This window comes from Solwaraspora sp. WMMB335 (assembly GCF_049179075.1).
Taxonomy (GTDB): Bacteria; Actinomycetota; Actinomycetes; order Mycobacteriales; family Micromonosporaceae; genus Micromonospora_E.
The window spans coordinates 1,448,196-1,471,020 of record NZ_JBMHMF010000001.1 but is presented as its reverse complement, the minus strand read 5'-3'; the positions used below and the strand labels follow the sequence as shown (position 1 = coordinate 1,471,020).

The window sequence follows — 22,825 nt, the reverse complement described above, 5'->3', positions numbered from 1 at the left end:
CTCTCTCGTGGCGCGCCGTCGTGTCAGATCCGCGGCACCGGGTGCTGGCGGGGGCAAGCTAACGGTCACCGCCGCGATGGGACAGGCACCGAAGTCGCTCGGCCGCCCAGGTGGCCCGGGTCAGCACGATCCTGACCTCGGTCGCCCCCCGCCCGCATTTGATCATGTAAAAGAGGAAGAGGTTGATCGACGCCACGGACAGGGCGTACACGTACACGTCCTGCAGGGCGCCCTGGTAGACCGCGGTCCCGATCGCCCAGACGATTCCCGCGTAGAACAGCGAGGACGGTGTCCATTCCGCGAACGACGCGAGTCCGGTGGTCCTCGCGTCGCTCGGCGGCACGGTGCTCAGCCCACGTCGACGCGCGTCGGCGAGGGCACGCCGGGCGAACAGGAGCGTCGCGCTGTTCGTGAACAGCGACAGGGTCTGGCCGATGGCACTGTTGATCGGCCAGAGTCGGGGGTCGTAGAGCACGATCGGCAGCACCAGCGCGGCACCGGTGACCGTCTGTATCCGGATGGCGAACTGGGCGAGGACGGCATGGACGGTGAGGCCGCCGGCTCGCCAGCCGGCGGCCAGCGGGTTCATGCCGGCGAAGATGTTGTGGTAATACTTCGCGGACACCATCGCATAGGTCAGACCGACCAACAGGGCGGGCGCGTTCGCCTCGATGTCCGGCATCGAGTAGCCGGGAGCGCGCAGCGAGTCGAGCACCGGGAACTGGTCCTGCGAGCCGCCGAGCATCCGTTGCAGCGACTCCACCATCCGGTTGCCCCAGGACCAGTCGAACTGCCGGACGATCCAGATGAGGGTGATGGAGAAGGTGACCGCCCAGGCCACGGAGGAGAGCCACGACCAGGCCAGCAACCGGGCCGCCGCGACGGCCGACGCGTGCCCGGCGGCGCCCGGCTCACCCCGGCGGGTCCGGTAGATCCGGCGTAGCTGGCCGGGAGTGCCCGCGAGCGGGCGGAACAGCCCGAGGGTGAGGCGGGTCTGGAACAGGTCCCAGGTCCCCCGGACCAGGTGGCCGTCCGTGGGTGGGGTCCGGGCGGCTTCGGCGTCGAGCTCTGCGGTGAAGTCGGCGCGGAGCCGGTCGTACCGGGTGGTATCCGGGTCCGGTACATTGTGGTCGGCCGCGGCACGTTGTCCGTCGGAGTCGGCGTCCGGGGAGAACAGCAGCAACCGGTTGGCCGGGTGCTTGTCGATGAGGTCCTCGATGAACCTGGCGAGCAGGGGCGCGTGTGCGTAGAACTCGTCCGGTACGACATCACCGGGCTCGCCGCCACCGAACATGGCCAGCAACTTGCCCAGTGAGTAGACGTCGGACTTGTCACCGGCCACCCCGTCGGCCTTCACCTCAGGAGCGACGAACTGTCCGTCCGGGCCTTCGAGCGCACCGAAGGCGTACGTGTACAGGTAGTTCGCGCCGATGTCGATCAGCCGGAAGGCGGGCCGGCCGTCCCGATAGGTGACCATGATGTTTGACGGGGCGAGGTCGCCGTGCCCCCGCCTCGTCGGCCGGGCGGACCGGTCCCCACTGGTGCGGTCCCCGGCGTTGAGGAACCGGTCGAGCTCCGCGAGTGCCCGGAAGGCGGCCGTGCCGTAGTCCCGCAAATCCGCCAGGAGCGCGAACCGGTCGACCGAGGCCTCACCGAGCCCCTGGTCGTCACCCGGAGCTGCCGGTCTACCGGGCCGGACGCGGCGAGCGGCGCGGCGTCGACCGGTGCGCTCCCGCCACACCTCGTGTAGCGGACGCCCGGCGACGAAGTCCATCAGAATCCAACCCTGCGAGCTGGCCCAGATCGGAACCAGATGCTCCGCCTGGACACCGGCGAGGTCGTAGAGTCCGGCGTACGCCTTGGTCGTACTCGCGATGCGCGGGATCCGCAGGTACGGGTAGAGGATCAGCTTGAGTGCGAATGGCCGACGTAGCCCGCCCCGCCGGGTGCCGGACCCGCGCAGGATCATCGAGGTGGTGCCGTGCTCGTGGAATTCCAGGGTGTCGAAGTCGATCCCGGCTGCCCACTCGAAGCTCGCGATGGTGTCCTGGTCGTCTTGGTCGTCCTGGTTCGGCAGCGGTCCGCCCCCTGGCCGGTACAGGTCGCGGATCACTTCACGCACCGGCGGCTGCCGGACGAGGCGCCCGCACACGCCGGGACAGTCGTGGCCGGGCGGGGCCACGTTCCCGTCTGCGGCGACTGTCCGGGCCGGCGCGGCCGTCCGCCGATCACTCGATTCGGCCAGACCGGTCAGGGTGATCAACAACAGGGCCAGAAACCCGACCGCCTGCCGATGTGGCGCCGGCAGGCCGACGGCACCGTCGGTGAACCGGTCGCAGTGCCGGGCCAGCCCGCCGAGGACCGCATCCCAGCTGCCCGGACGAAACCGGTCGTCGAAGGACCGCCGGTCGAAGGGAATGTCGCGCAGCAGCGCCCGCCACGCGGCCAGGTCCTCGGTCGTCGGCCGGTGCGCGGGCCTCGGCCGGTGCGCGTCGGCCCCCATCGCGGCGGCCGGCAGCAGCAGCTTCGCCAACCGGTCGAGATCCGCACCGGCCGGACCGGACGGTCGGGAGAGCTCCTCGACCAGCTGGTCGAGGGTCGGTCGGCCGGTCATCAGCGCTGGTCCACGACCATCAGGCGGGGCACCGCGTGGAGGCGCCCCGACCGCAGCAGTGTCAGCGGTCGTCCCTCGACCGCGCAGTACATCAGGGAGTACGCCCGGCGGGCCGCGCTCATCAGCAGATGCGAACGCAGTTCGTGCCGCTTGACCTCGGTTTCCTCGGGCAACGGGGCGAGGTCGAGGACGTACGGCGGCAGGTAGCTGGCGGCGTCTCGCCGGGCGGTGAGGTCGGCCTGGTCGCAGAGTCGTTGCCGGACCGAGGCCAGGTAGGCGGCGCCCAGCCCTTCCTTGATCTTCTCCAGGTACCGGTGGGTGTAGCGGTGCTGCAGACCGAGTCCTCCGTTGCCACTGCGCATGGGGCGCGTGCTCAGGGAGAGCACATGGGTACATCCGTCGCGCAGCGCCAGCCGGAACGGTAGCGCGGTGACCACGCCACCATCGAGGGCCCGCCAGCCGCGGAACTCCGCCGTCCCCCGTACGGCGATGGGCAGCCAGGCGGTGGCCAGCAGCGCGGCCTTGAGATCGGCCCGGTCGGTGAAGTCGGAAATCAACCGGGTACGGATCGCATCGACGTCTGTGATTGCAATGTGAAGCGGAGTGTCGGCCGCCAGAACACGATCGTAGGCGAGCGGCTTGACGATCTCCACGACCTCCCCGAACGCGTAGTCGAGATTGAGGATGTTTCCGCCCCGGATGCCGCGGGCGAAGTTGATGAACCGCCGGCTGGTCAGGTCGTCGTAGTAGATCGAAACGGGATACCAGGTTCCGCCGGCGAGGAAATAGGCGCTGTTCACCGCGCCGGACGAGCAGCCGTACACCCCGTCGAAAGCGTCACTGAAGCCCTGATCCTCCAGTGCCGCGAGCATCGAGGCGGAGACGACTCCCCGCATTCCGCCGCCCTCGACGGCGAGGCCGACCTTTGCCGTGTCACCGTGGTCACGGGCACCGGGCCGGCTGCCGGAAGCCCGTCTTCGCCGGATGATCTCCAATACCGGGTGTTGCGCGTCCCAGAGGCGGGTGCCTGTTGCGTCCGGCGGCGCACCCATGATCCTCAACCGACCTTTTGGGTCGGGCTGTGGTCGGCGAGCGGCACCATCGACGACGGATCCACTCTGTCGATGGTGCCAGTCGGCCGATCCACTCGGCAAAAGCGAATATTCGCAGATGCCGAATACGAGGTGACGTCCTGAAATCGATCTTCGAATCCGGCTTCCTGTTCGTGAGTAATAGTCTGATGGTCCAGGTCACCACGTCGGCGGGGATCCTTTGGCCGAGCCGGCTGCCGGTGTCGCGTCCCCACCGGAACGTTCCGGCGTCGTGGCGGGCTGGACGTACTCGATCAGTTCCGCGAAGACGTCGGGGTGGACGATCCGGGTGCCGAGCCGCTGGGCAGCAGCCGACTTGGTGGTCGACGGAGCCGAACCATCGGTGACCAGGATCGCGGTTCTGCCCGATACGGATCCGGTGACCCGCAGGCCGACCGTCTTTGCCCGGCCTTCGAGGCGAGCACGGACCAGATCGTCGCATCCGGTGAACGCGACGCCGTCGCCGAGGCGTAGTGGTTCCCCGTGCGACCAGCCCGGCGGGAGCGGGCGGCAGAGCCGGCCGCGTTGATCGTCGAGCGCGGCTCGGGCGTCGTCCAGCACGGTCCTCACGAGCTTCTCCGGCAGACCGAGATGCCCGGCGGTGGTAATCAGTTCCCGCCGCTCGGCGCGGGTGACCGTACCGTCGCCGACCGCCCGGCGTGCCAGCGCGAGCAGGAAGCCCCGGTGTGCGGCCTCGACCTGGGTCCGGGTGAGTGAATAGGCACCGGCGAGGTCGGCCAGGGCGGCGGCCTCGTCCTTCGTGAGCACACCGTCCTCCAGCACCTGGGCGAGCAGTTCCAGGTACGCGGGTCGACCGGCCGTCGCGGAATCTGCGGCCACTCGACGTGAACGGCACGGGCAGCAAGCCGGGTGTGGCCAGGTCGCGGGGTGCGGCCGGCGTCGCTGTCGAGGTACGACCGCAGCAGGGCGGCGCTTGCCCGGGCGTCCGCCAGCGCGCAGTGCGCGTCGGCGTTCAGCTCGCCGATGAGCTCGCCGAACCGTGGCGCTCGCCTGACCTCCGCGGCGGTGATGCGATGGATTCGGGTGGCGCCGACCGGACCCTGCGGGTCGACCAGTGTCGTCCACTCGTCGACGATCTGCCCGGCCGGGTCGGTGGCGACGACAGCCACCTCGACCACCCGGTCCCGCGAGGTGAACAGGCCGGTCGTCTCGACGTCGACCACCGCGAAGCCGCCAGTGGACCGCGGCGGCGCGGAGCGCGGCCGGGGGACCGGATCGGCCGTGGTGAGCCCGAGCCGATGCTCGTCCGGCGTCGCAACGTTGCCCCGGACGCGTCGCCAGATCTTGTTCGATACCTCCACCATGGCTCCTTCCGATCGGACAGGGGCCGCATGTTTCCGGCGGGTTCCAGGTAGCCGCAACCCGACGCGCGGGGGCGGGCGCGATTGGCGACGATCGGGCAACTGGGCCACCCGTCCGCCGGCTGCGGGCAGGCAGACGGGTGATCCGATAAGGACGGACGTTCACCTCGCGGCAAGCGTCAGCCGGTGACCGAGAACGAGTTGGTGACGTAGTCCCGACCGCCGGCCGACGAGGTGATCTCGTAGCCGAACTGGACGTCGCCGATGGTCACGTCACCGAACCAGCCTCGGTCGCGGATCCAGCGGACGACGGCGGCCACGTCGACCCGGCCGGAGCTGGTGTTGCTGGTCCGGATGAACGAGTAGACCTGGTTGTGGCCGTTGGAACCGCGGTAAATGTTCCAGGTGTGCCCGCCGACGCTGGCGGTGGTCTGGAAGCTGCCCAGCGGTCCGACCGGGCCGTACGTGTTCATCCACAGCATGATCTCGTGCGCGTGGTCGGTGGTCCACACGTCGTACGCGGTGGTGAAGGCGACCCCACTGGTCGGCACGGAGACGTTGAAGTCGCTGGTGACCTGGCCGAGCTGGCTGACCCGCCGGCCGATGTGCCGGGTGGCGTTGGGGTAGGACTTGATGCCACCGGTGTTGGGGTGGTCGGCCCACACGCCCCAGTTGCTGGGGGAGTTCGCCCAGATGGTCTGGGCGCCGTAGCCGGATCCCCAGATGTTGTTGTAGAGGGTGTAGCCGCCGCTGCTCCAGGTGCCCCACCGGTCGGACGACCACCAGACGGCAGCATGGGCGGATGAGGCGGTGATGACCGTCGTCGTGGCGATCATCAGCAGGACGGTGGAGCCGACGGCGAGAAGTCGGACGAGGCGCATGTGGGATCCCTCCCCAGGGGGCAGACGGTACGCCTTCCTCGACGATCTTAGTTTGGAATCCAAACAAATTGGCCAACTCTCGACATCCATCGACGCCAATTGACTGGTGTCGCGATTGCGCAGAAGTGCCGTAAATCGGGCGCTGGTCTTCTCGGGCGGGTCCGTCTCCTCGGGGATGGGTCTGCGGTGTCTACGCCGTCGAGGGTGTAGTCGCCCTCTGGCGTGGGCTGCATGCGAGCGAAAGCGGCGAGCCCGACAATGCGTACTGAATCTGCGGACAATCTCGAATGTGCGAATGGTGGGAACGGCGTCCATCGAAGGGTGCCGACCTGGTGATATGCGTCATCGGTGGTCGGCTACGAACCGGACTGGGGGCAATTGCGAAGTGAATCAAGAGGGGTCAATTCGTCTGCTTGAGGCCGCATGGTCGATCGTGAATAATATTCACTAACTCCTGAACGTGAAGTTGGTGCCAATTTTCCGATTGGGAAAGGTGTTATTGGTGCGGATTGGTGTACTCGGTCCGATCGCGGTGACGGTGACCGGCGTGTCCGCTCGGCTTGGTGGATTGCGACCCAAAGCGATCCTGGCGACGCTGCTGCTGGCCGACGGCATGGTGGTTGGGCAGGACCGGATCATCGAGAACGCCTGGAACGGTCAGCCGCCGCGCAGCGCCCGCCAGGCCTTACACACGTACGTGTCCCATCTGCGGCGAGCGATCGAGCCGGATCGGGCCCCACGGGAGCGAGCAACCGTCCTGCGGCGGCACACGGACGGCTACTCGCTGATCGTCGAGCCGGACAAGGTCGACGCCAAGCAGTTCACCGCACTGGCCGCATCTGGTGCGGCGGCGCTCGCCGAGGGCGAGGCTGAGCTGGCGTCGCGCCAGCTCGACGACGCTCTCGCGCTGTGGCGTGGCGCACCCTACGCTGATCTCGGCTCCACCACCTTTGTCGACAGTACCGTCCGGCATCTGGAGGCGCTCCATGCCGCAGCCCGCGAGGACCGGATCAGCGCGGGGCTCGCACTCGGTGAACACCGGCGGCTACTCGGCCAGACACGGTCGTTGACCGACGACTATCCGTTGCATGAGAACGCCTGGGAACTGCGTGCCCTCGCCCTCTACCGCTCAGGCCGTCGCATCGAGGCCCTGGAGGCACTGCGGTCGATTCAGACCGGTCTGCAGGAGGAACTCGGCATACCCCCCAGCCCGCGCCTGCGTGCCCTGCACGATGCGGTAGTCGCGCAGGACGCGACGCTCGACTGGTATCCGACGTCATCAGCCTGTGATCCGTATCCGGCGGGGAGAGGACGGTCACGTTTGCCCGACCGGTCCGGTCGATTTTAAGTCCTTTTTAAGCGCTGCGGGCCAAACTACGGCTGGCTCGAACCCCCGAGCCCGTAGCCAGGAGGTTTGCATGATCGAGACGAAGGTGGCGAGCACCGAGCGGCGGATGAAGAAGGTCGCCGTCCGCAAGGCCGGCCCGGTGCGGCTGACCGGTGCGGCGAACGCGGCGTACATCCCGTGGGAGTGCATCATCGCGGCCTGATCAGCTGGCCGTCCGGCCGGTCTGATCCGGCCGGACGGCGCTGCGGGAAACGATCGGTGACGGACATGGAGAGTGGGATGGGCGACATCAGGTACGACCAGGACGACATCGCCACCTCGGCCACTGGTTTCCAACCGGACGACCCGGTCGTGGTGCCCGCGTTGACCTTTCTCCGGGAGGGCGATGACGTCGTGATCGGGCGGCACGAGACCGGATCGTACGCAGTCGTACCCGCTGACACCGTGGACGTACTGCACCGACTCGTCGATGGGTCGACCCCTCGGGAGGCTGGCGACTGGTACGCCGCGCGATACGACGAGGAGATAGACGTCCTCAGCATGCTGGACGACCTCGTCGAGATCGGCGTCCTCGACCCGCCGGGGACAGCGGTTGTCCCGCCGGCTGATTCCAAACCGGTCCGTTGGCAGCGACTCGGCACGGTCGCCTTCTCTCCCGTAGCGATGGTCGGGTACGGGCTCGTCCTCACCGCCGGGGTCCTCACCGCCTGGGCACAACCCGATCTACGCCCGGACTACGCGGACATCTTCTTCACTGACTATCTGACCCTGGTCGCGGTCGTGCTCGCTGTTGGCCAGTGGCCGTTCATTTTTCTACACGAAGCCGCGCACGCCCTTGCCGGGCGCCGCCTCGGCCTAGCCACCAAGCTGACCTTCAGCCACCGCTTGCAGTACCTGGTGTTTGAAACGTCGATGGATGGGCTGGTGACGGTTCCCCGCCGACGCCGATGGGTGCCGATGCTTGCTGGGATCGGTGTGGACCTGATCGTCATGGCACTTCTCACGCTGGCCGCGGCGGCGATGCGCGAGCCGGACGGATCTCTGCCCTTGGCCGCACGAATACTCCTGGCGATCAGCTTCGGCACCATGCTGCGCATCCTGTGGCAGTTCTTCTTCTATCTGCGTACCGACATCTACTACCTGCTCTCCCTGGTGCTGGGCACGGTCAACCTGCACCAGGCGGCCACCCTGCTGCTGCGTCGGCGGCTACGGCAACTGTGGCGCCAACCGCCGCCGGGCGATGGTGAAGAGCCGGACATCCACCCTACTGACCGTCAGGCGGCCCGATGGTACGTCTGGTTCATGGTGCTCGGCTACGCCATCACACTGGCGACGCTGGTCTTCGCCATCGTGCCCCTCGCCGTCGCGATGATCAGTGAGGCCATCGCCGAACTGGACGGTAGGGCGGGCGCCGTGAACCTGATCGACTCCGCGGTGATCCTTGCCCTCGCGGTCGGCCAACTCGGCCTGGTCGTCTTCCTGGCGATCCGCAACCGCCGCCAACAGGCAGCGCCATCCCGTACGACACCGGCCGCCGTCTCCAGATGACCCGGATGCGACCGGCCGCCGGCATCGACAGCACCACCATGGATTCGAGTCCCGAAGGGTTTGCACATGTCAGATCTCGCGCATCACTGGATCCGTGCCGCCCGCCAGCGCGACCGACACCGTCTTCTGACCGCTGGGATCGACCAACCGGTGCTCGCTGATCTGGATGCCCACCGTCGCCTTCGTGGTCCGTACACGGCTACCGGGATGCTGCTGCGGGCCTTGGTGCCGGTCCTGCTGGACCGTTGTCCGGAACTCGTCGCGCGGCACGAGACCGAAATCCTGTCGCTGGCCCATGAACTGCGTAATCTGCTCCCGGCGCGTCGGGAGACCCTGACGTCACTGGCCGTGCCGGCGGAACGGACCCGTTTCTACTCCCGGCTGCGTACGCTGCGGCATGCCCACGGGATCGTCGAGTTGCTCGACAGCGGACTACGGGAGATTTCCGACGGCCCGCAACTACTACTGGTCGACAACCTGCACGAGGCGGATCCGACCGATCGGGAGTTCTTCGCGCTGTTGCTTCGTCGAGCCGATCCCGCCCTGCTCAGGTTACGACTGGCTACTGCCGGTGACACCGTGCCGGAACCAGCGGGGGCGGTGGCGGTGGCGCTGGAAGCCGCGCTCCGGCGGTTCGCCGTGCCGGTCGAGGCCGACCGGCCCCGACCGACCGAGGAGCCGCAGCAGACCGAGGATCCGGCTGCCGAGAACACGGTGATCGACCTTGCTCGCGGCTATGTGCGCGGCGACTGCACCGATGACGACCCACTGGTCCTGCGGGCCTACGCCACAGTGGCACCGGAGATGCGTGCGCGATGGCATGACGAACGGGCCGAGGAACTCGCCCAGCTCGGTGAGTGGTCGCTGCGACTCGGCGCCATCGCGATCCACCGCGAGCGCGGCAGCGCGCCCCGACAGGCCGGCGTCGAGGTCTTGCGGGATGCGTTGGAGTACTGCGTCAACATGGGCTTCTACCACGCGACGATCGACTATGGTCAGCGCGGACGAGCGCTGGTCGACTGGACCGAGCAGCTGAGCCACTGGTGGGCGTTCACCACCAAGATGACTACGTCGCTGCTTGCACTGGCTCGACCGGTTGAGGCTCTGGCCCTGTACGACGAGGCCCGTGGACATACCGATAATTCGATGGTTCACATGCAGGCGGCCTACGCCACCTCCATGATCTACACCCGACATCTGGACATCGGCGAACGTGACCACCGTCGCGCCCGCGCCTGGAGCAACGCAGCGATCGCCTATGCCCGCCTGCTGACCGACGCCCGGGAGCGGGCGGCGCACCTGGTCTTCAACCGCAACGGACTGGCGCTGGTCGCCATGCACGAGGGCCGGCTGGAGGAAGCACTGGAACTGGTCACCGAGGGGATGGCCGAGCTGGACCGGACGCTCGGCCCCGACCAGCATCAGCTGCACCGTTCAGTGCTGCGGCACAACCGCGCGCAACTATTGGCTGCGGTGGGCCGACACGAGGAGTCGTTGGTGGAACTGGACGCGGTCATCGCAAGCGATCCGAACTACGCGGAGTATCACCTCGACCGGGGAACGACGCTGCGGCGGTTGGGTCGACCCGTGGCAGCGCTGGCCAGCTACGAACAGGCACTGCGGCTCTCCCCGCCGTTTCCGGAGGTCCACTACAACCGGGCGGACACCCTACTGGAACTCGGTGAGGTCGAAGCCGCGCTGGCTGCGTTCGACTACGTACTCGAGCTCGATCCGAACCATCTGGACGCCCGGCTCAACCGGGCTGGCCTACGGTACGCGCGTGACGACGACGAGGGCGCCTGGCACGACGTCCGGGCCGGTCTGGAGCTGGATCCCGGCAATGCGCACCTGCTCTGTGTGCGCGGGCAGTTGGAGCTCGTGGTAGATGCCGATCTCGCCCGGCGGACTCTGACGGCGGCCTTGTCCCGTGCTCCCGAGCTTGCCGCCGCGTGGGGGGCACGAGGTCTCGCCGCCCATTCCTGCGGCGATCTGGCGGCGGCGGTGGCCGACCTCGACCGGGCGATCGAGCTTGACGACGATCCGACGAACCGGTTCAACCGGGGGACGGCGCTGCTCGACGCCGGGCGCTTCGACGAGGCGTTGGCTGACTTCACACTGGTGGCACAGGAACACGGCGACTCTTTGACGCGGTTGCGCCGGGGCGCCTGCCTGCTCGCCCTCGGCCGGGACGCAGAGGCCGACAAGGAGTTCCAGGCGTGTCTGGCAGTCGACCCCGAGCTTGCCGACGAGGTGCGCAACCATCGGCAGCGACTGTTGCCTGCGTGAACCGCCGCCGCGCGTCGAGACGGCTGCGGAGCCACCTGGGCGGGTGGCACCGCAGCCCGTTGCGCGCGACCGATCCTTCGACGGCCCGTGATCGCCCCTACCCCCCGGCAGAGGCACCGGTCGGGGCGAGATGGCGCGCGTACGCCTCGGTGGTGAAGAACGCGGGCAGGTCCTCACCGAGCGCGGTCTCCTCGACGATCCGGGCCGCCGCCACCGCGCGATCGCGGTCCGGGCCGTCACGCCCGTCGACCACGGCGGCAAGCTCCTCGGTGAGCATCGACCGGACCAGGTCCTCGGTCACGCACCCGCCGTCGGCCAGCGGGGTGCCGTGGTGCAGCCACTGCCAGACCTGGCAGCGGGCGATCTCGGCGGTCGCCGCGTCCTCCATCAGGTTCCACAGCGCCACCGCGCCGGTACCGCCCAGCCAGGCGTCCACGTACCGCAACGCCACCGCGACGTTGGACCGCACCCCGGCCACCGTCACCTGACCGGGCGTCTTGTCCACGGCCAGCAAATCGGTCGCGGTCACCGCCACCTCGTCGCGCGACCGGTCGACCTGGTGCGGCCGGTCGCCGAGCACCGAGTCGAACACCTGCCGGCAGGTCGGCACCAGGCCCGGGTGGGCCACCCAGGAGCCGTCGAAGCCGTCGTCGGCCTCCCGCTGCTTGTCCGCCCGGACCTTGCCCAGCGCCGCCTCGTTGACCTGCGGATCCCGGCTGGGGATGAAGGCGGCCATCCCGCCGATGGCGTGCGCGCCGCGCCGGTGACAGGTCCGCACCAGCAGCTCGGTGTACGCCCGCATGAACGGCACGGTCATGGTGACCTCGGCACGGTCCGGCAGGACGAAGTCCGGCCACTGCCCGAAGTTTTTGATCACGCTGAAGATGTAGTCCCACCGGCCGGCGTTCAGTCCCGCCGAGTGCTCGCGTAGCTCGTACAGGATCTCCTCCATCTCGAACGCGGCGGTGACCGTCTCGATCAGCGTGGTGGCCCGGATGGTGCCCGCCGGCAGGCCCAGCCAGCGCTGGCCGACGACGAACACGTCGTTCCACAGCCGTGCCTCGCGGTGACTCTCCAGCTTCGGCAGGTAGAAGTACGGTCCGGCACCGGCGTCGAGCTGGCGGCGCGCGCAGTGGAAGAAGTACAGCCCGAAGTCGACCAGGCTGGCCGAGATCGGTCGCCCGTCCACCACGATGCCCTTCTCCACCAGGTGCCAGCCGCGCGGGCGGACGACGATCGTGGCGAGGTCGTCGCCCAGGGCGTAGCGCTTGCCTCGCTCGTCGGTGAAGTCGATCCGCCGGTCGAGGGCGTCCATCAGATTCAGCTGCCCGCCGATCACGTTGCGCCAGGTGGGGCTGGTGGCGTCCTCGAAGTCGGCCAGCCACACCTTCGCACCCGAGTTCAGCGCGTTGACGGTCATCTTCCGATCGGTCGGTCCGGTGATCTCCACCCGCCGATCGACCAGCCCGGGTGCGGGCGGGGCGACCCGCCACGTCGGGTCGGTGCGGACGTGTTCGGTCTCCGGCAGGAAGTCGGGCAGCTGGCCGGAGGCGTACCGGGCCCGCCGGGCGCGGCGGGTGTCCAGCAACGCCGCCCGGCGGGCGGCGAACTCGCCGTCCAGGGCGATCAGAAACTCCAGCGCCTCGGCGGTGAGCACTTCGTCGAAGCGGTCCGCCATCGGTCCCAGGACCTCGTACCTCATGCGAATTGCTCCTCCTCGGTGGAACCGCGCAGTGCGGTGGTCTCGCCGGCCGGGTTGAGCACCGTCGAGATCAGGTCGAAGTAGCCGGTACCCACTTCCCGCTGGTGTTTCACCGCCGTGTAGCCGGACGCCTCGGCGGCGAACTCGCGTTCCTGCAGCGAGACGTAGGCGCTCATCCCGTCGCTGGCGTAGCCCCGGGCCAGGTCGAACATGGAGTAGTTGAGCGCGTGGAAGCCGGCCAGCGTGATGAACTGGAACTTGTATCCCATGTGCCCCAGCTCGCGCTGGAACTTGCCGATGGTCGCGTCGTCGAGGTGCTTGCGCCAGTTGAACGACGGCGAGCAGTTGTACGCCAGCAACTGGTCCGGGTACTCACGCTTGATCGCCTCGGCGTACCGGCGGGCGACCTCCAGGTCCGGGGTGCTGGTCTCCATCCACAACAGGTCGGCGTGCGGCGCGTAGGCCAGGCCGCGGGCGATGCACGGCTCGACGCCGTTACGCACCCGGTAGAAGCCCTCGGCGGTGCGCTCGCCGGTGACGAACGGCCGGTCCCGCTCGTCGATGTCGGTGGTGAGCAGGGTGGCCGCCTGCGCGTCGGTGCGGGCGATGAGCACGCTCGGCACGCCGGCCACGTCGGCGGCCAGCCGGGCGGCTTCCAGGGTGCGGATGTGCGCGCCGGTCGGGATCAGCACCTTGCCGCCGAGGTGGCCGCACTTCTTCTCGGCGGCGAGCTGGTCCTCCCAGTGCACCCCGGCGGCACCGGCCGCGATCATCGCGGTCATCAGCTCGTACGCGTTGAGCACGCCGCCGAACCCGGCTTCCGCGTCGGCCACGATCGGGGCCAGCCAGTCGGTGGACGGGCCGGTGCCGGACGGCCCGCCGGCATCCTCGGCGGTGGTGATCTGCGCGGCCCGTAGCAGCGCGTTGTTGATCCGGCGGACCACCGCGGGCACCGAGTTGGCCGGGTAGAGGCTCTGATCGGGGTACGTGTGCCCGGCGAGGTTGGCGTCGGCGGCCACCTGCCAGCCGGACAGGTAGATCGCCTTGAGCCCGGCCCGGACCATCTGCACCGCCTGGTTGCCGGTGATTGCGCCGAGCGCGTGGACGTAGTCCTCGTCGCGCAGCAACTGCCACAGCCGCCGCGCCCCATGTCTGGCCAGGGTGTGTTCCTCCTGGATCGCGCCGCGTAGCCGCACCACGTCCCCGGCGTGGTAGCTGCGCCGCACGCCGCGCCAGCGTGGGTCGGTCTCCCATTCGTGCCGCAACTGTTCGGCCACGGTCTGCATCGTCGTCTCCTTCGAAGGGCGGTGTGCGACCCACGGTCACACGGGCACCGGCGGTCGGTCGAGAGACGGAAATAGCCAATTATTGAAAAGTCAGAGAGCGATTTTGCCAAGTTGCGAATCGGTCCATTCGCAGACCTGCTAATGGTGCGCCTCCGACGTGTTAACGTGACGGTGATGTCCAAGACCTTTGCCGGTGCCCGGCTGCGTCGGATGCGTGAAGGCCGGGGCCTGAGCCAGACCGAGCTGGCCCGCCGGCTCAACATCTCGCCGAGCTACCTCAACCAGATCGAGCACGACTCCCGGCCGCTGACCGTCGCCGTGCTCATGCGCATCACCGAGCTGTTCGGCGTCGACCCGACCAGCTTCGCCCCGCACGACACCCCTCGGCTGGTCGCCGGTCTGCGCGAGGCGCTCGGCTCGCGGGCCGGCGTCGGCGACCTCACCGAACTGGCCTCCCGGCTGCCCGAGGTGGCCGAGGCCGTGATCGACCTGCACCGCCGCTGCCAGCAGACCGGCGAGCAGCTGGCCGAGCTGGTCGGCGACCGGGACCTGGTCGGGCACAGCCCGCACGACCAGGTGACCGAGTTCTTCTACCGGCGGCAGAACTACGTGCCTGATCTGGACGAGGCGGCCGAACGGCTGGCCGGGCGGATCGGGCTGCGCCGCGGCGAGGCGCGCGCCGCGCTGCAGGACCGGCTGGCGCAACTGCACGGCGTACGGATCTCCCGCGACGAGGCCGACTCCCTCGGCGGTGAGCTGCACCGCTACCGTCCGCAGACCCGCACCCTGCACCTGTCCACCTCGCTGCGGGCCGGGCAGGAGGCGATCCGGATGGCTGCGCAGATCGCGCTGCTCGAATTCGCCGACGTGATCGACGAGATCATCGAAGAGGAGCAGTTCGACGACATCCAGACCCAGATTCTCACCCGGGTCGGCCTGGCAAACTATTTCGCGGCCGCGCTGATCCTCCCGTACGAACAGTTCCTCACCACTGCGGAAGGTCGTCGATACGACATCGATCTGCTCACCGAACATTTCTCGATGGGCTGGGAGACCGTCTGCCACCGGCTCAGCACCCTGCAACGGCCGCGCATGCGCGGCGTGCCGTTCTCGTTCGTGCGGGTCGACCGGGCCGGCAACATGTCCAAGCGGCAGTCGGCCACCGGCTTCCCGTTCTCCCGCACCGGCGGCACATGTCCGTTGTGGAATGTCTACGAGGCGTTCAGCTCACCGGGCCGGGTGGTGACCCAGATCGCCGCGATGCCGGACGGGCAGCGCTACCTGTGGATCGCCCGGACGATCATCCGCCACCACGGCGGATACGGACAGCCCGGCAAGGCGTACGCGATCGGCCTCGGCTGCGAGATCCGCCACGCCGGTCGGCTGGTCTACTCGGCCGGGATGGACCTGCAGGCGGCCGACGCGGCGACCCCGATCGGTCCCGGCTGCAAGACCTGCGAACGGATGACCTGTCCGCAGCGGGCCGCCCCGCCGATCAGCCGGCAGCTCGATGTGGACGAGAACCGCAGCACGTTCGTGCCGTACCCGCTCAAGGACTGACCGGAGCAGGACCGCACCGGCCGCGTGCTGATGGGTGTGGACGGTACCCAGGACCCGGGCCACCAGAAGGAATGGTTGAGGGGTCGACACACTTCCTCGTACCGTCATCCAGATCGGACCATCCGGGATCACGAGATGAGCGTGCGATGAAGACCGCTACCACGTCCCAGCCCTTGCACCAGCTGCTGGCGCAGCGGTGGAGCCCACGCGGGTTCGACCCCGAGCACCGGCTCACCGACCGACAGGTGGCCGCGCTACTCGAAGCCGCTCGCTGGGCGCCGAGCGCGTCCAACACCCAGCCCTGGCGGTTCGCTGTCGCGCCGCGCGGCAGCGCCGAACACGACGCCGTCCTCGCCGCACTGTCCGCAGGCAACCAGGGCTGGGCGCATGCCGCCTCGGCGCTGCTCGTGGTCGCGGCGCAGACCACCGCCGGCGACGGCACCGACCGCCCCTGACCGGTGTACGACACCGGTCAGGCCGTGGCGCACCTGACCATCCAGGCCGAGCACGAAGGGCTGGCCGTGCACCAGCTCGGCGGCTTCGACCGGAACCGGATCGCCGGCCTGCTGGCCGGCCCGGACGGCATCGTGCCCCTGGTGGTCGTGGCGGTCGGGCGGCGCGGCGAACACATCCGGCTCGATGAGCCGTACGCCACCCGGGAGAACGCCCCACGGGACCGGCTGCCGGTCGCGGACCTCCTGGTCGCCCTGCGGCCCGTCGTCACACACCGGGGATGACGATGATCACGAGGAACTCCGTCCACCGGCTCGACAGTTGTGCGCATTGCCCCTGCCGGCCGGCTTGACCTGGCTGGATAGCATCCGAGGGCCGGAGAACCACGGAAGGGGAACTGTGGCACGGGTCCAACAAGGTATACGCAGAGTCGCTCAGTCGATGGCTGAGGGTGTCGATCCGCAGGCGCTGGCCATGGCTGAACTCCGCCGGCGCGGTGGGATGGCGACCGGGACGGCCACCGGCATGGCCACCGGCGGTGCCGGTGCCACCGACGGTGGCGGCGGGCGGGGGCAGCCGCAGGAAGGCGGGATGGACCCGGTCGACTTCCCGGCCGCCCGCGACCTCGGCGGCAGCATCGACACCGTCATGGAACAGCGCCGGGTGCCGCTCGACGACGCGGGGGAGGTGCTCAACCGCAGCGAGCAGCGCCGTGACGAGGGCGAGCAGGTGCACGTCATCTGCCCGATGGTGATCCCCCGGGGCCGGTCCCTGGCGACGATGCTGCCGGTGTCGCTGCTGCTGGTGCTCGGTGCCGTCGCCTCGGCGGTGATCTGGATCGCCGGCGGCAGCGTGCTGACCAACCCGTTCTTCGGCATCCACTACTGGGTGCTGTCGGTGCTGGCGGTCGGCTTCGTCTGGTGGCGCCAGGGCATGGTGATGGTGCCGGACGGCTGCGCCGCACTGATCACCCGGTTCGGCAAGCTGGAACAGGTCGTCGGGCCGGGCCGGGTGATCCTGCTCAACCCATGGAAGCGGGTGTCGTACATCGTCAACACCACCCGCGAGTACCCGTTCAACGCCCCGGTGCGCGAGGCCCCGACCAAGGGCGGGGTCAAGGCCTCGATCGACCTGTTCATCCAGTTCCGGATCAGCGACCCGGTGGAGTTCGTCTACACCCTGGGCGCGGTCCGTGGCTTCGAGGAGAAGCTCGCCAACGCGGTCAGCGAGACCATCCGTAGCCTGATCTACGAGCAGGAAGCGGCCGAGATCTACAACATGGTCGGCGAGGACACCGGACGTCTGCTGGAACAGCTCAACCAGCAGTTCCGCCCGGCGGTGGAGCTGACCAACGCCAACATCACCCACGCCGAACCGGCCGACCGCGGCTACCGGATGGACCTGGCCGCACCGGAGATGGTCCGGGTCGCCAAGGACGCCTACACCCACCAGTACGCCCTGCAACTGCGCAAGGAGCAGGACGAGGGTGACCTGAGCAAGGAACTGGCCACGCTGCAGGAAACCCTGTCGGCGATCCACGCCGAGATCGCCCAGTACCAGGCACAGATGGACACCGCGGTGGAGCGGGAGACCAACCGGGCCGAGGCGCTGGCCCGGCAGCGGTACGTGCTCGCCGAGTCCGAGGCGCGGGCCAACGCTGCCCTGCTGGAGGCACAGGCCCTGGACATCCGAGCGGTCACCGCCGCCGAGGCGCCGGAGATCCTCGAATACCGCTACCAGCGCGAGGTGCTCGACACGTTGGAGTCGGTGGCCGACCGGCTGCCCCGGCTGGTGCGCATCGGTGGCTCCGCCGACCCCAACGGCGCGGCCGGTGTCGACCTGCTGCAGCTGGCCCGGGAGATGGTCGGTGAACGCAACGCCGACCTGTTCACCGAGGCCGACATGACCGCGATGCGGACCCGACTGGCCGAGGTGGCCGCCCGGATCGCCGAACGCGAGTCCGAGATCAACGACCTGCGGGCGGCCGACGAGCCGACCGTGCCGGGCGCCGCCGGTCCAGCGGCCGGCGTGGCGGACGTGGCTGACGACGCGACGGAGGTACGGCGGTGAGTACGGCGACGATCGGCCGCGGGTCGGTCATCTCGGAAGTGGTCGCGCCCTGGAGCGAACTCGCCCAGCTGCTGCGTGGCGGCGAAGCCGGCACCCTGGTGCCGGTCGTCATCCCCAAGCACCGCCGTCGGCTCGGCTGGATGGTGCCGCTCTGGCTCGGCACGCTGTCCGTGCTCTCCGGTGTCATGCTCACCGTCCGTGGCGACGAGGGTCTGCTCGGGGCGGCGTACGGGGCACTGGCCGGCCTGGCGTACCCGGCCGGCGCGCTGTTGCTGGTGATCGGGGCGCTGTGGTGGTGGCGTTCCTCGATCGTCGAGATCGAGCAGGGCACCAACGGCGTGCTGACCCGCTACGGCGCGGTCACCCGCACCCTGGAACCGGGCCGGCACTACCTGTGGCACCCGTGGTCGCGGGTCGACTTCGTGGTCGACGTGGCCACCGAGATCCCGTACTCGGCGCCGGTGATGGCCTGCCCGACGCGGGAGAACGTGCCGCTGCGCTCGATCGAGTTCTTCATGAAGCTGCGGATCACCGACGCGGTGCTGTTCGTCCGGGCCATCGGGGCCGGCAACTTCGACCTGGTGCTGTCCAGCGCGGTGCAGGACGCGATCCGCCAGCGGGCCCGGCTGGTGCAGACCGAGCGGGCGTACGACCTGCGTGGCTCGGACGTGGCCGACATGCAGGAGCTGCTCAACCGGCAGCTGTCCCGTTACGGGGTACGGATCACCGGCTGCAACATCCCGGACGTGCAACTGCCCACCCAGTACCAGCAGCACCTGGCCACCCGGGAACGGGTCGCCAAGGAGCACGCCGCGTACGAGCAGGAATGGGGCCTGATCCGCAAGCGGCGCATCGACAGCCTGCAGATGGACATCGAGCGGGCCAAGAAGGTGCGCGACGCGCGGTTCGTCGAGGTCAAGGCGGCCCTGAACAAGGCCCGCGAGCAGGTCGCCCAGCTGTTGGAGGAGCAGGAGACCAACGCCCAGCGGGTCCGGTTCGAGATCGAGACCCGGGGTCGCAGCGGCCTGATCGCCGCGGAGAACGAGGCCAAGGCGCAACGCCGGCTGGCCCAGGCGTACCGGGACAACCGGGCGGTGCTGCAGTACGAGCTGGCGCTGCGCCGGCTGGAGGTCGGCGCCACGCTGGCCGAGAAGGCACCGCAGCCGGTGGTGGTGCGTACCGACGGTGCGGGCGGCGGCGACACGTCGGCACTGTCCACCCTGCTCACCGCCCAGTTGCTGCCGCGCAGCGTGGCGTTGTCGGCGCACGACACACCGGTGCGGACCCAACCCGAGCTCGGTTAGCCTGCCCGAGTGACGACGTACGGCGGCCGGGTGATCGGCATGTACGCGGCCACCGGCACCGTCCGGTTCGACTGGTTCGACTATCAGCCAACCGGCGATTGACCCCGGTTGCCCGGGCCTCCCACGCCGTCTGGCCGGCCCGGCCCTGGCCGCTGGCAGAACCTCCGTACGACATCACCCAGAGCCTCTGCCGGTGCTCGTCGGGTCCGCCAGGCGACATGGCCGTCCGGGCGGACCAGCACCGCGCCGTCGGTGGCGATCCCGTAGCTGTCGTGCCACTCCGCATCCGGATCGCGCAGGCCGCCCACGCCGATGCGCCACACAGTGAGCGGCACCTCGCTGGGCACGCCCGCCGGATCGGCCACCCACTCGGCGTCCCGGCCGGCGAGCAGGGTCAGTCCGGGACCCACGAGATCTAGCGTGGACAGCCGCCGACCGTCCCGGTGCAGCCACCGGTGCGGCATCCGGTGGCCGGGCCGCGCGGTCGGCACGTAATCGGCGACCGGATCGCCGTCCGGGGGCAGCGTGCCGTCGGCGAGCACCGCGGTCGACGCGTACCGGTAGCCGAGGACGAGACCTTCACTGGGCCGCCCGACCGGTGGCGGTGCGCCGGCCCGGTATGCCCGCAGCGCGTCGACCAGCCGGCGATGGCTCTCTGCCGCGCTGGCCAGCGCGACCGGGCGTCGTTCGGCCTCGTACGTGTCGAGCAGGCCGGCGTCGGCCCAGCCGTGGTGGACCGCGGCGAGCTTCCAGGCCAGGTTGTCCGCGTCTGCGATGCCGCAGTTCATCCCGAACCCGCCGTACGGGGTGGTGACGTGGGCGGCGTCCCCGGCGAGAAACACCGGACCGCACCGGAAGCGGTCGGCGACCTGGGCCGCCGCGCGCCACAGCTGGCGGTCGACCACGGTGACCGCGAGTTCCGGCACACCGGCGGCTTGCCGGACCAGCGCACGGCAGGCAGCGACGTCCAATCGGTCCAGGCGCGTGCCGTCGCTGTCGTCGACCACGTTGAACAGCCACCGTCGGTCGTTGTCCACGGCGAGGAACGCCCCGTGCAGGCCCGGTCGGGTGATCGTGTAAACCGCGCTACGCCGATCCGCCACCAGCCCGGCCAGGTCGGCCTCGAACAGGATGTTGAGATTGCTGGATACATCACTGGGGCCGGCCAGGGCGATCTGGCTGCGCCGGCGGACGCCGCTGCCGGCGCCGTCGCAGCCGACAAGGTAGTCAGCGGTGATCGACATGTGCCGGCCACCGCGCCGGTCGTACACCAACGCGGACACCCCGGAGCCGGTGACCGCCAGCTCGACCAGTTCGGTCCCGAACCGGATCCGGTCCGGCAGGAGCCGCTCGGCACAGGAGCGCAACAACGGTTCGAGACGATCCTGCGAGCAGAGCAGCGTGTGCGTGGGACTGGGCAGCGGCCGGGCGCCCGGATCGGTGACGATCCGGGCGCCGTCGGGGTCGGTCAGACTGCGACCGGTGTAGAAGGCCAGGTGGTCGCGGGGCAGGCCGGCGGCGGTGACGGCCCGCTCCAAACCCCAGCTGCGGTAGATCTCCATGGTGCGCACGCTCAACGCCCGCCCCTTGGGGAACACGGCGGTGTCGCGGTGCCGTTCCACGAGCAGCACGGGCACGTCGAACTGCGCGAGGCGGATCGCGAGGCTCAGCCCGACCGGCCCGCCGCCGACGACGAGCACGGCGGTGGCCCGTGTCGTCTTCTCCTCCGACATCGGTTCCAGCCCAGGCCCGCGGTTGTCAGCCTGCGAGCGCGGTGCTGAGGCTGTCGGCGTTGGTGCGGAACACGGCGAGCAGGTCGAGGTCTGCTGCCGGGTAGTTGACGATGTCGACCCGAGTGGCGCCGTCGACCTCCGGGTTCGCCCCCGGCAGGTGACCGTTGGCCAGCACCAGCGCCGGCTGCTTCGCGGTCAGGTCGGCCAGCTCGCTCGCGGTGACCGGCTGCGGGCCGTAGGTGCCGGCGACCTGCAGGCCGGCGAATTCGGCCCAGTACGCCACGAACAGCTGCGCCACCGCCGTCTTGGGTGCCGGTGCCGCCGCCTTGACCTGTTCGGACAGGTCGGCGTAGGTGCTGTCGAACTCCGCCAGCCAGGTAGCGGCCGCGTCGGCGGTGCCGAACAGTTCGCCGAGCCGGGTCACCTCGGCGGTGATCGCCGCCGGGGTGTTCTCCAGCTGTACGGTGACCAGCTCGGCGCCGCTGCCGGCCGCTTCGGTGAGCCGGTCGGCGAAGCCGTCGAACTCCGCGTACAGCACATAGTCCGCGTCGGTGACCGCAGCGAGATCGCTGGGCTTCGGGTCGTAGTCCGGCGGATGCTGCAGGCTGGCCGGGGCGATCACCGTGATGTCGGTGGCGCCGGCGGCCTTTGCCAACGCACCGACCCAGGTGGTGGAGGCGACGACGGCCGGGCCGGCCGCCGGGGCCGGGCCCTCGGTCCCGGCGTCGGAATCGGTGTCAGTGCTGCCACACCCGGTCGTCGACAGGGCGAGTGCGGCCGTCGCGGTCAGCGCGACGAGAATTCGGGACCAGCGCATCAATGGCTCCTTCGGGAACGAGATAGGTGAGCAGGGTCAGGGTGCCGGCCACCAGAACCAGGACGGGCCCGGGCGGCTGGTCGAGCAGCAGCGCGACAGTGAAACCGACGCTGTTTCCGGCGATACCGAAAGCGACCGCCCAGCCGACCATCGACGTCAGCGACCGGCCGAGATTGCGGGCGGCAAGGGCGGGGAGAATGGTGAGTGCGTCGACCAGCAGCGCTCCGGTGAGCCGGATCGAGGCACCGATCGCGACCGCCACGACGACCAGCAGCGCCAGCATCAGCCCGCCGGCCGGCACGCCGGAACACAGGGCGAGTTCCCGGTCGAACAGCAGGAGCGCGAGCTGTCGCCGGTAGCGCCAGAACAGCAGGTGTACGACGACGGTGAGCACCGTCAGGACGACCAGGTCGACGGTGCGGGTCGCCAGGATCGAGCCCCACAACAGCTCGAAGGCACCGGTGGCGTTGACTCCGGACACCGACAGCACCAGCAGGGCCGCGGCGATCGCGAAGGTCATCAACAGACCCATCGCGCCGGGCAGCCCGGTCGGACGCCGGGCCAGTGGCGCGACGCCGGCGCCGGCGATGCCGCAGGCGGCCAGCCCGCACAGCATCGGGTCGAGCCCGGTCAGCAGCCCGACGGCGATGCCGAGCAGGGCCACATGCATGATCGCGAACCGGACGGCGATGATGTCCAGCCCGACGATGAACACACCGACGATCGGGAGGCCGACGGCCGCGATCGCCAGACCGGCCGCCGACCGCCGGACCGCCGTCAGGTGCCACAAATCGAGGAACTGCTCCACCG

At 69.5% G+C, this 22,825-nt stretch carries 18 protein-coding genes and 1 pseudogene; 9 read left to right on the top strand and 10 right to left on the bottom strand.

Annotated elements, in window-relative coordinates; all coding sequences use genetic code 11:
• Positions 1-58: 58 nt before the first annotated feature.
• The 5 genes and pseudogenes from ACN27F_RS05850 to ACN27F_RS05830 all read right to left on the bottom strand — a co-directional run bounded on the left by ACN27F_RS05850 (position 59) and on the right by ACN27F_RS05830 (position 5,908).
• Positions 59-2,614, bottom strand: a complete 2,556-nt coding sequence (locus ACN27F_RS05850) for a hypothetical protein (protein WP_421431584.1) — start codon at positions 2,612-2,614, stop codon at positions 59-61.
• A complete protein-coding gene (locus ACN27F_RS05845) occupies positions 2,614-3,666 on the bottom strand; it encodes a patatin-like phospholipase family protein (protein WP_421431583.1) in 1,053 nt (350 codons plus the stop codon). Before ACN27F_RS05845 ends, ACN27F_RS05850 begins: the two co-directional genes overlap by 1 nt.
• A gap of 198 nt (positions 3,667-3,864) precedes the next feature.
• The gene (locus tag ACN27F_RS05840) at positions 3,865-4,545 is read right to left on the bottom strand and encodes a BRCT domain-containing protein (protein WP_421431582.1); all 681 of its coding nucleotides are present in this window, start codon (positions 4,543-4,545) and stop codon (positions 3,865-3,867) included.
• Between the two features lie 146 nt (positions 4,546-4,691).
• Positions 4,692-5,030: pseudogene (locus ACN27F_RS05835) on the bottom strand (exonuclease domain-containing protein); the annotation flags it as partial.
• A gap of 176 nt (positions 5,031-5,206) precedes the next feature.
• Positions 5,207-5,908, bottom strand: a complete 702-nt coding sequence (locus ACN27F_RS05830) for a GH12 family glycosyl hydrolase domain-containing protein (RefSeq protein WP_421431581.1) — start codon at positions 5,906-5,908, stop codon at positions 5,207-5,209.
• A 502-nt stretch (positions 5,909-6,410) separates the two neighbouring features.
• On the opposite strand from ACN27F_RS05830, the gene ACN27F_RS05825 reads away from it, so the two are divergent.
• The 4 genes from ACN27F_RS05825 to ACN27F_RS05810 all read left to right on the top strand — a co-directional run bounded on the left by ACN27F_RS05825 (position 6,411) and on the right by ACN27F_RS05810 (position 11,090).
• On the top strand, positions 6,411-7,256 hold the full coding sequence (locus tag ACN27F_RS05825; RefSeq protein WP_421431580.1) for an AfsR/SARP family transcriptional regulator: 846 nt from the start codon (positions 6,411-6,413) through the stop codon (positions 7,254-7,256).
• A 70-nt stretch (positions 7,257-7,326) separates the two neighbouring features.
• Entirely contained in the window at positions 7,327-7,458 is a 132-nt protein-coding gene (locus ACN27F_RS05820; protein ID WP_421431579.1) for a hypothetical protein, read from the top strand.
• Between the two features lie 77 nt (positions 7,459-7,535).
• Positions 7,536-8,804 carry a hypothetical protein gene (locus ACN27F_RS05815; protein WP_421431578.1) on the top strand — a complete coding sequence of 423 codons (1,269 nt, stop codon included), beginning with the start codon at positions 7,536-7,538 and terminating at the stop codon, positions 8,802-8,804.
• Between the two features lie 207 nt (positions 8,805-9,011).
• Positions 9,012-11,090, top strand: a complete 2,079-nt coding sequence (locus ACN27F_RS05810; RefSeq protein WP_421431577.1) for a tetratricopeptide repeat protein — start codon at positions 9,012-9,014, stop codon at positions 11,088-11,090.
• Between the two features lie 97 nt (positions 11,091-11,187).
• Here the strand turns inward: ACN27F_RS05810 and aceB are convergent, their stop codons facing one another.
• Both aceB and aceA read right to left on the bottom strand, forming a co-directional pair.
• Positions 11,188-12,792, bottom strand: coding sequence for a malate synthase A (gene aceB, locus ACN27F_RS05805; protein WP_421431576.1), 1,605 nt, complete (start codon positions 12,790-12,792; stop codon positions 11,188-11,190).
• Positions 12,789-14,078, bottom strand: coding sequence for an isocitrate lyase (aceA, locus tag ACN27F_RS05800; protein ID WP_421431575.1), 1,290 nt, complete (start codon positions 14,076-14,078; stop codon positions 12,789-12,791). The genes aceB and aceA overlap by 4 nt, the downstream gene beginning before the upstream one ends.
• 174 nt (positions 14,079-14,252) lie before the next feature.
• Here aceA and ACN27F_RS05795 point away from each other — a divergent pair, with 174 nt between their 5' ends.
• The 5 genes from ACN27F_RS05795 to ACN27F_RS05775 all read left to right on the top strand — a co-directional run bounded on the left by ACN27F_RS05795 (position 14,253) and on the right by ACN27F_RS05775 (position 19,465).
• Complete coding sequence (locus ACN27F_RS05795) at positions 14,253-15,638, top strand: short-chain fatty acyl-CoA regulator family protein (RefSeq protein ID WP_421431574.1); 1,386 nt, start codon at positions 14,253-14,255, stop codon at positions 15,636-15,638.
• Positions 15,639-15,784: 146 nt separating this feature from the next.
• Positions 15,785-16,093: a nitroreductase family protein gene (locus ACN27F_RS05790; RefSeq protein WP_421431573.1), complete on the top strand. Its 309-nt coding sequence runs from the start codon at positions 15,785-15,787 to the stop codon at positions 16,091-16,093.
• Positions 16,094-16,096: 3 nt separating this feature from the next.
• A complete protein-coding gene (locus tag ACN27F_RS05785) occupies positions 16,097-16,375 on the top strand; it encodes a hypothetical protein (protein ID WP_421431572.1) in 279 nt (92 codons plus the stop codon).
• Between the two features lie 157 nt (positions 16,376-16,532).
• Positions 16,533-18,161, top strand: coding sequence for an SPFH domain-containing protein (locus ACN27F_RS05780; protein WP_421431571.1), 1,629 nt, complete (start codon positions 16,533-16,535; stop codon positions 18,159-18,161).
• A complete protein-coding gene (locus ACN27F_RS05775) occupies positions 18,158-19,465 on the top strand; it encodes an SPFH domain-containing protein (protein WP_421431570.1) in 1,308 nt (435 codons plus the stop codon). Before ACN27F_RS05780 ends, ACN27F_RS05775 begins: the two co-directional genes overlap by 4 nt.
• Before the next feature lie 83 nt (positions 19,466-19,548).
• On the opposite strand, the gene ACN27F_RS05770 is transcribed toward ACN27F_RS05775, so the two are convergent.
• Genes ACN27F_RS05770 through ACN27F_RS05760 form a run of 3 tightly spaced genes read right to left on the bottom strand, consistent with a single transcriptional unit; the run spans position 19,549 to position 22,823 of the window.
• Positions 19,549-21,198 (bottom strand): FAD-dependent monooxygenase, encoded by a 1,650-nt coding sequence (locus ACN27F_RS05770; protein WP_421431569.1) that lies wholly within the window; start codon positions 21,196-21,198, stop codon positions 19,549-19,551.
• A 25-nt stretch (positions 21,199-21,223) separates the two neighbouring features.
• The gene (locus tag ACN27F_RS05765; RefSeq protein ID WP_421431568.1) at positions 21,224-22,015 is read right to left on the bottom strand and encodes a metal ABC transporter solute-binding protein, Zn/Mn family; all 792 of its coding nucleotides are present in this window, start codon (positions 22,013-22,015) and stop codon (positions 21,224-21,226) included.
• Positions 21,936-22,823 carry a metal ABC transporter permease gene (locus ACN27F_RS05760; RefSeq protein WP_421431567.1) on the bottom strand — a complete coding sequence of 296 codons (888 nt, stop codon included), beginning with the start codon at positions 22,821-22,823 and terminating at the stop codon, positions 21,936-21,938. The genes ACN27F_RS05765 and ACN27F_RS05760 overlap by 80 nt, the downstream gene beginning before the upstream one ends.
• Positions 22,824-22,825: the final 2 nt, after the last annotated feature.

Coding starts and splice junctions, on each gene's coding strand:
- ACN27F_RS05810 (WP_421431577.1), top strand. CDS start 9,012: ATGCTGCTGCGGGCCTTGGTGCCGGTCCTGCTGGACCGTTGTCCGGAA.
- ACN27F_RS05780 (WP_421431571.1), top strand. CDS start 16,533: ATGGCTGAGGGTGTCGATCCGCAGGCGCTGGCCATGGCTGAACTCCGC.
- ACN27F_RS05830 (WP_421431581.1), bottom strand. CDS start 5,908: ATGCGCCTCGTCCGACTTCTCGCCGTCGGCTCCACCGTCCTGCTGATG.
- ACN27F_RS05790 (WP_421431573.1), top strand. CDS start 15,785: ATGAAGACCGCTACCACGTCCCAGCCCTTGCACCAGCTGCTGGCGCAG.
- ACN27F_RS05765 (WP_421431568.1), bottom strand. CDS start 22,015: ATGCGCTGGTCCCGAATTCTCGTCGCGCTGACCGCGACGGCCGCACTC.
- ACN27F_RS05770 (WP_421431569.1), bottom strand. CDS start 21,198: ATGTCGGAGGAGAAGACGACACGGGCCACCGCCGTGCTCGTCGTCGGC.
- aceA (WP_421431575.1), bottom strand. CDS start 14,078: ATGCAGACCGTGGCCGAACAGTTGCGGCACGAATGGGAGACCGACCCA.
- ACN27F_RS05820 (WP_421431579.1), top strand. CDS start 7,327: ATGATCGAGACGAAGGTGGCGAGCACCGAGCGGCGGATGAAGAAGGTC.
- ACN27F_RS05795 (WP_421431574.1), top strand. CDS start 14,253: ATGTCCAAGACCTTTGCCGGTGCCCGGCTGCGTCGGATGCGTGAAGGC.
- ACN27F_RS05850 (WP_421431584.1), bottom strand. CDS start 2,614: ATGACCGGCCGACCGACCCTCGACCAGCTGGTCGAGGAGCTCTCCCGA.
- ACN27F_RS05845 (WP_421431583.1), bottom strand. CDS start 3,666: ATGGGTGCGCCGCCGGACGCAACAGGCACCCGCCTCTGGGACGCGCAA.
- ACN27F_RS05815 (WP_421431578.1), top strand. CDS start 7,536: ATGGGCGACATCAGGTACGACCAGGACGACATCGCCACCTCGGCCACT.
- aceB (WP_421431576.1), bottom strand. CDS start 12,792: ATGAGGTACGAGGTCCTGGGACCGATGGCGGACCGCTTCGACGAAGTG.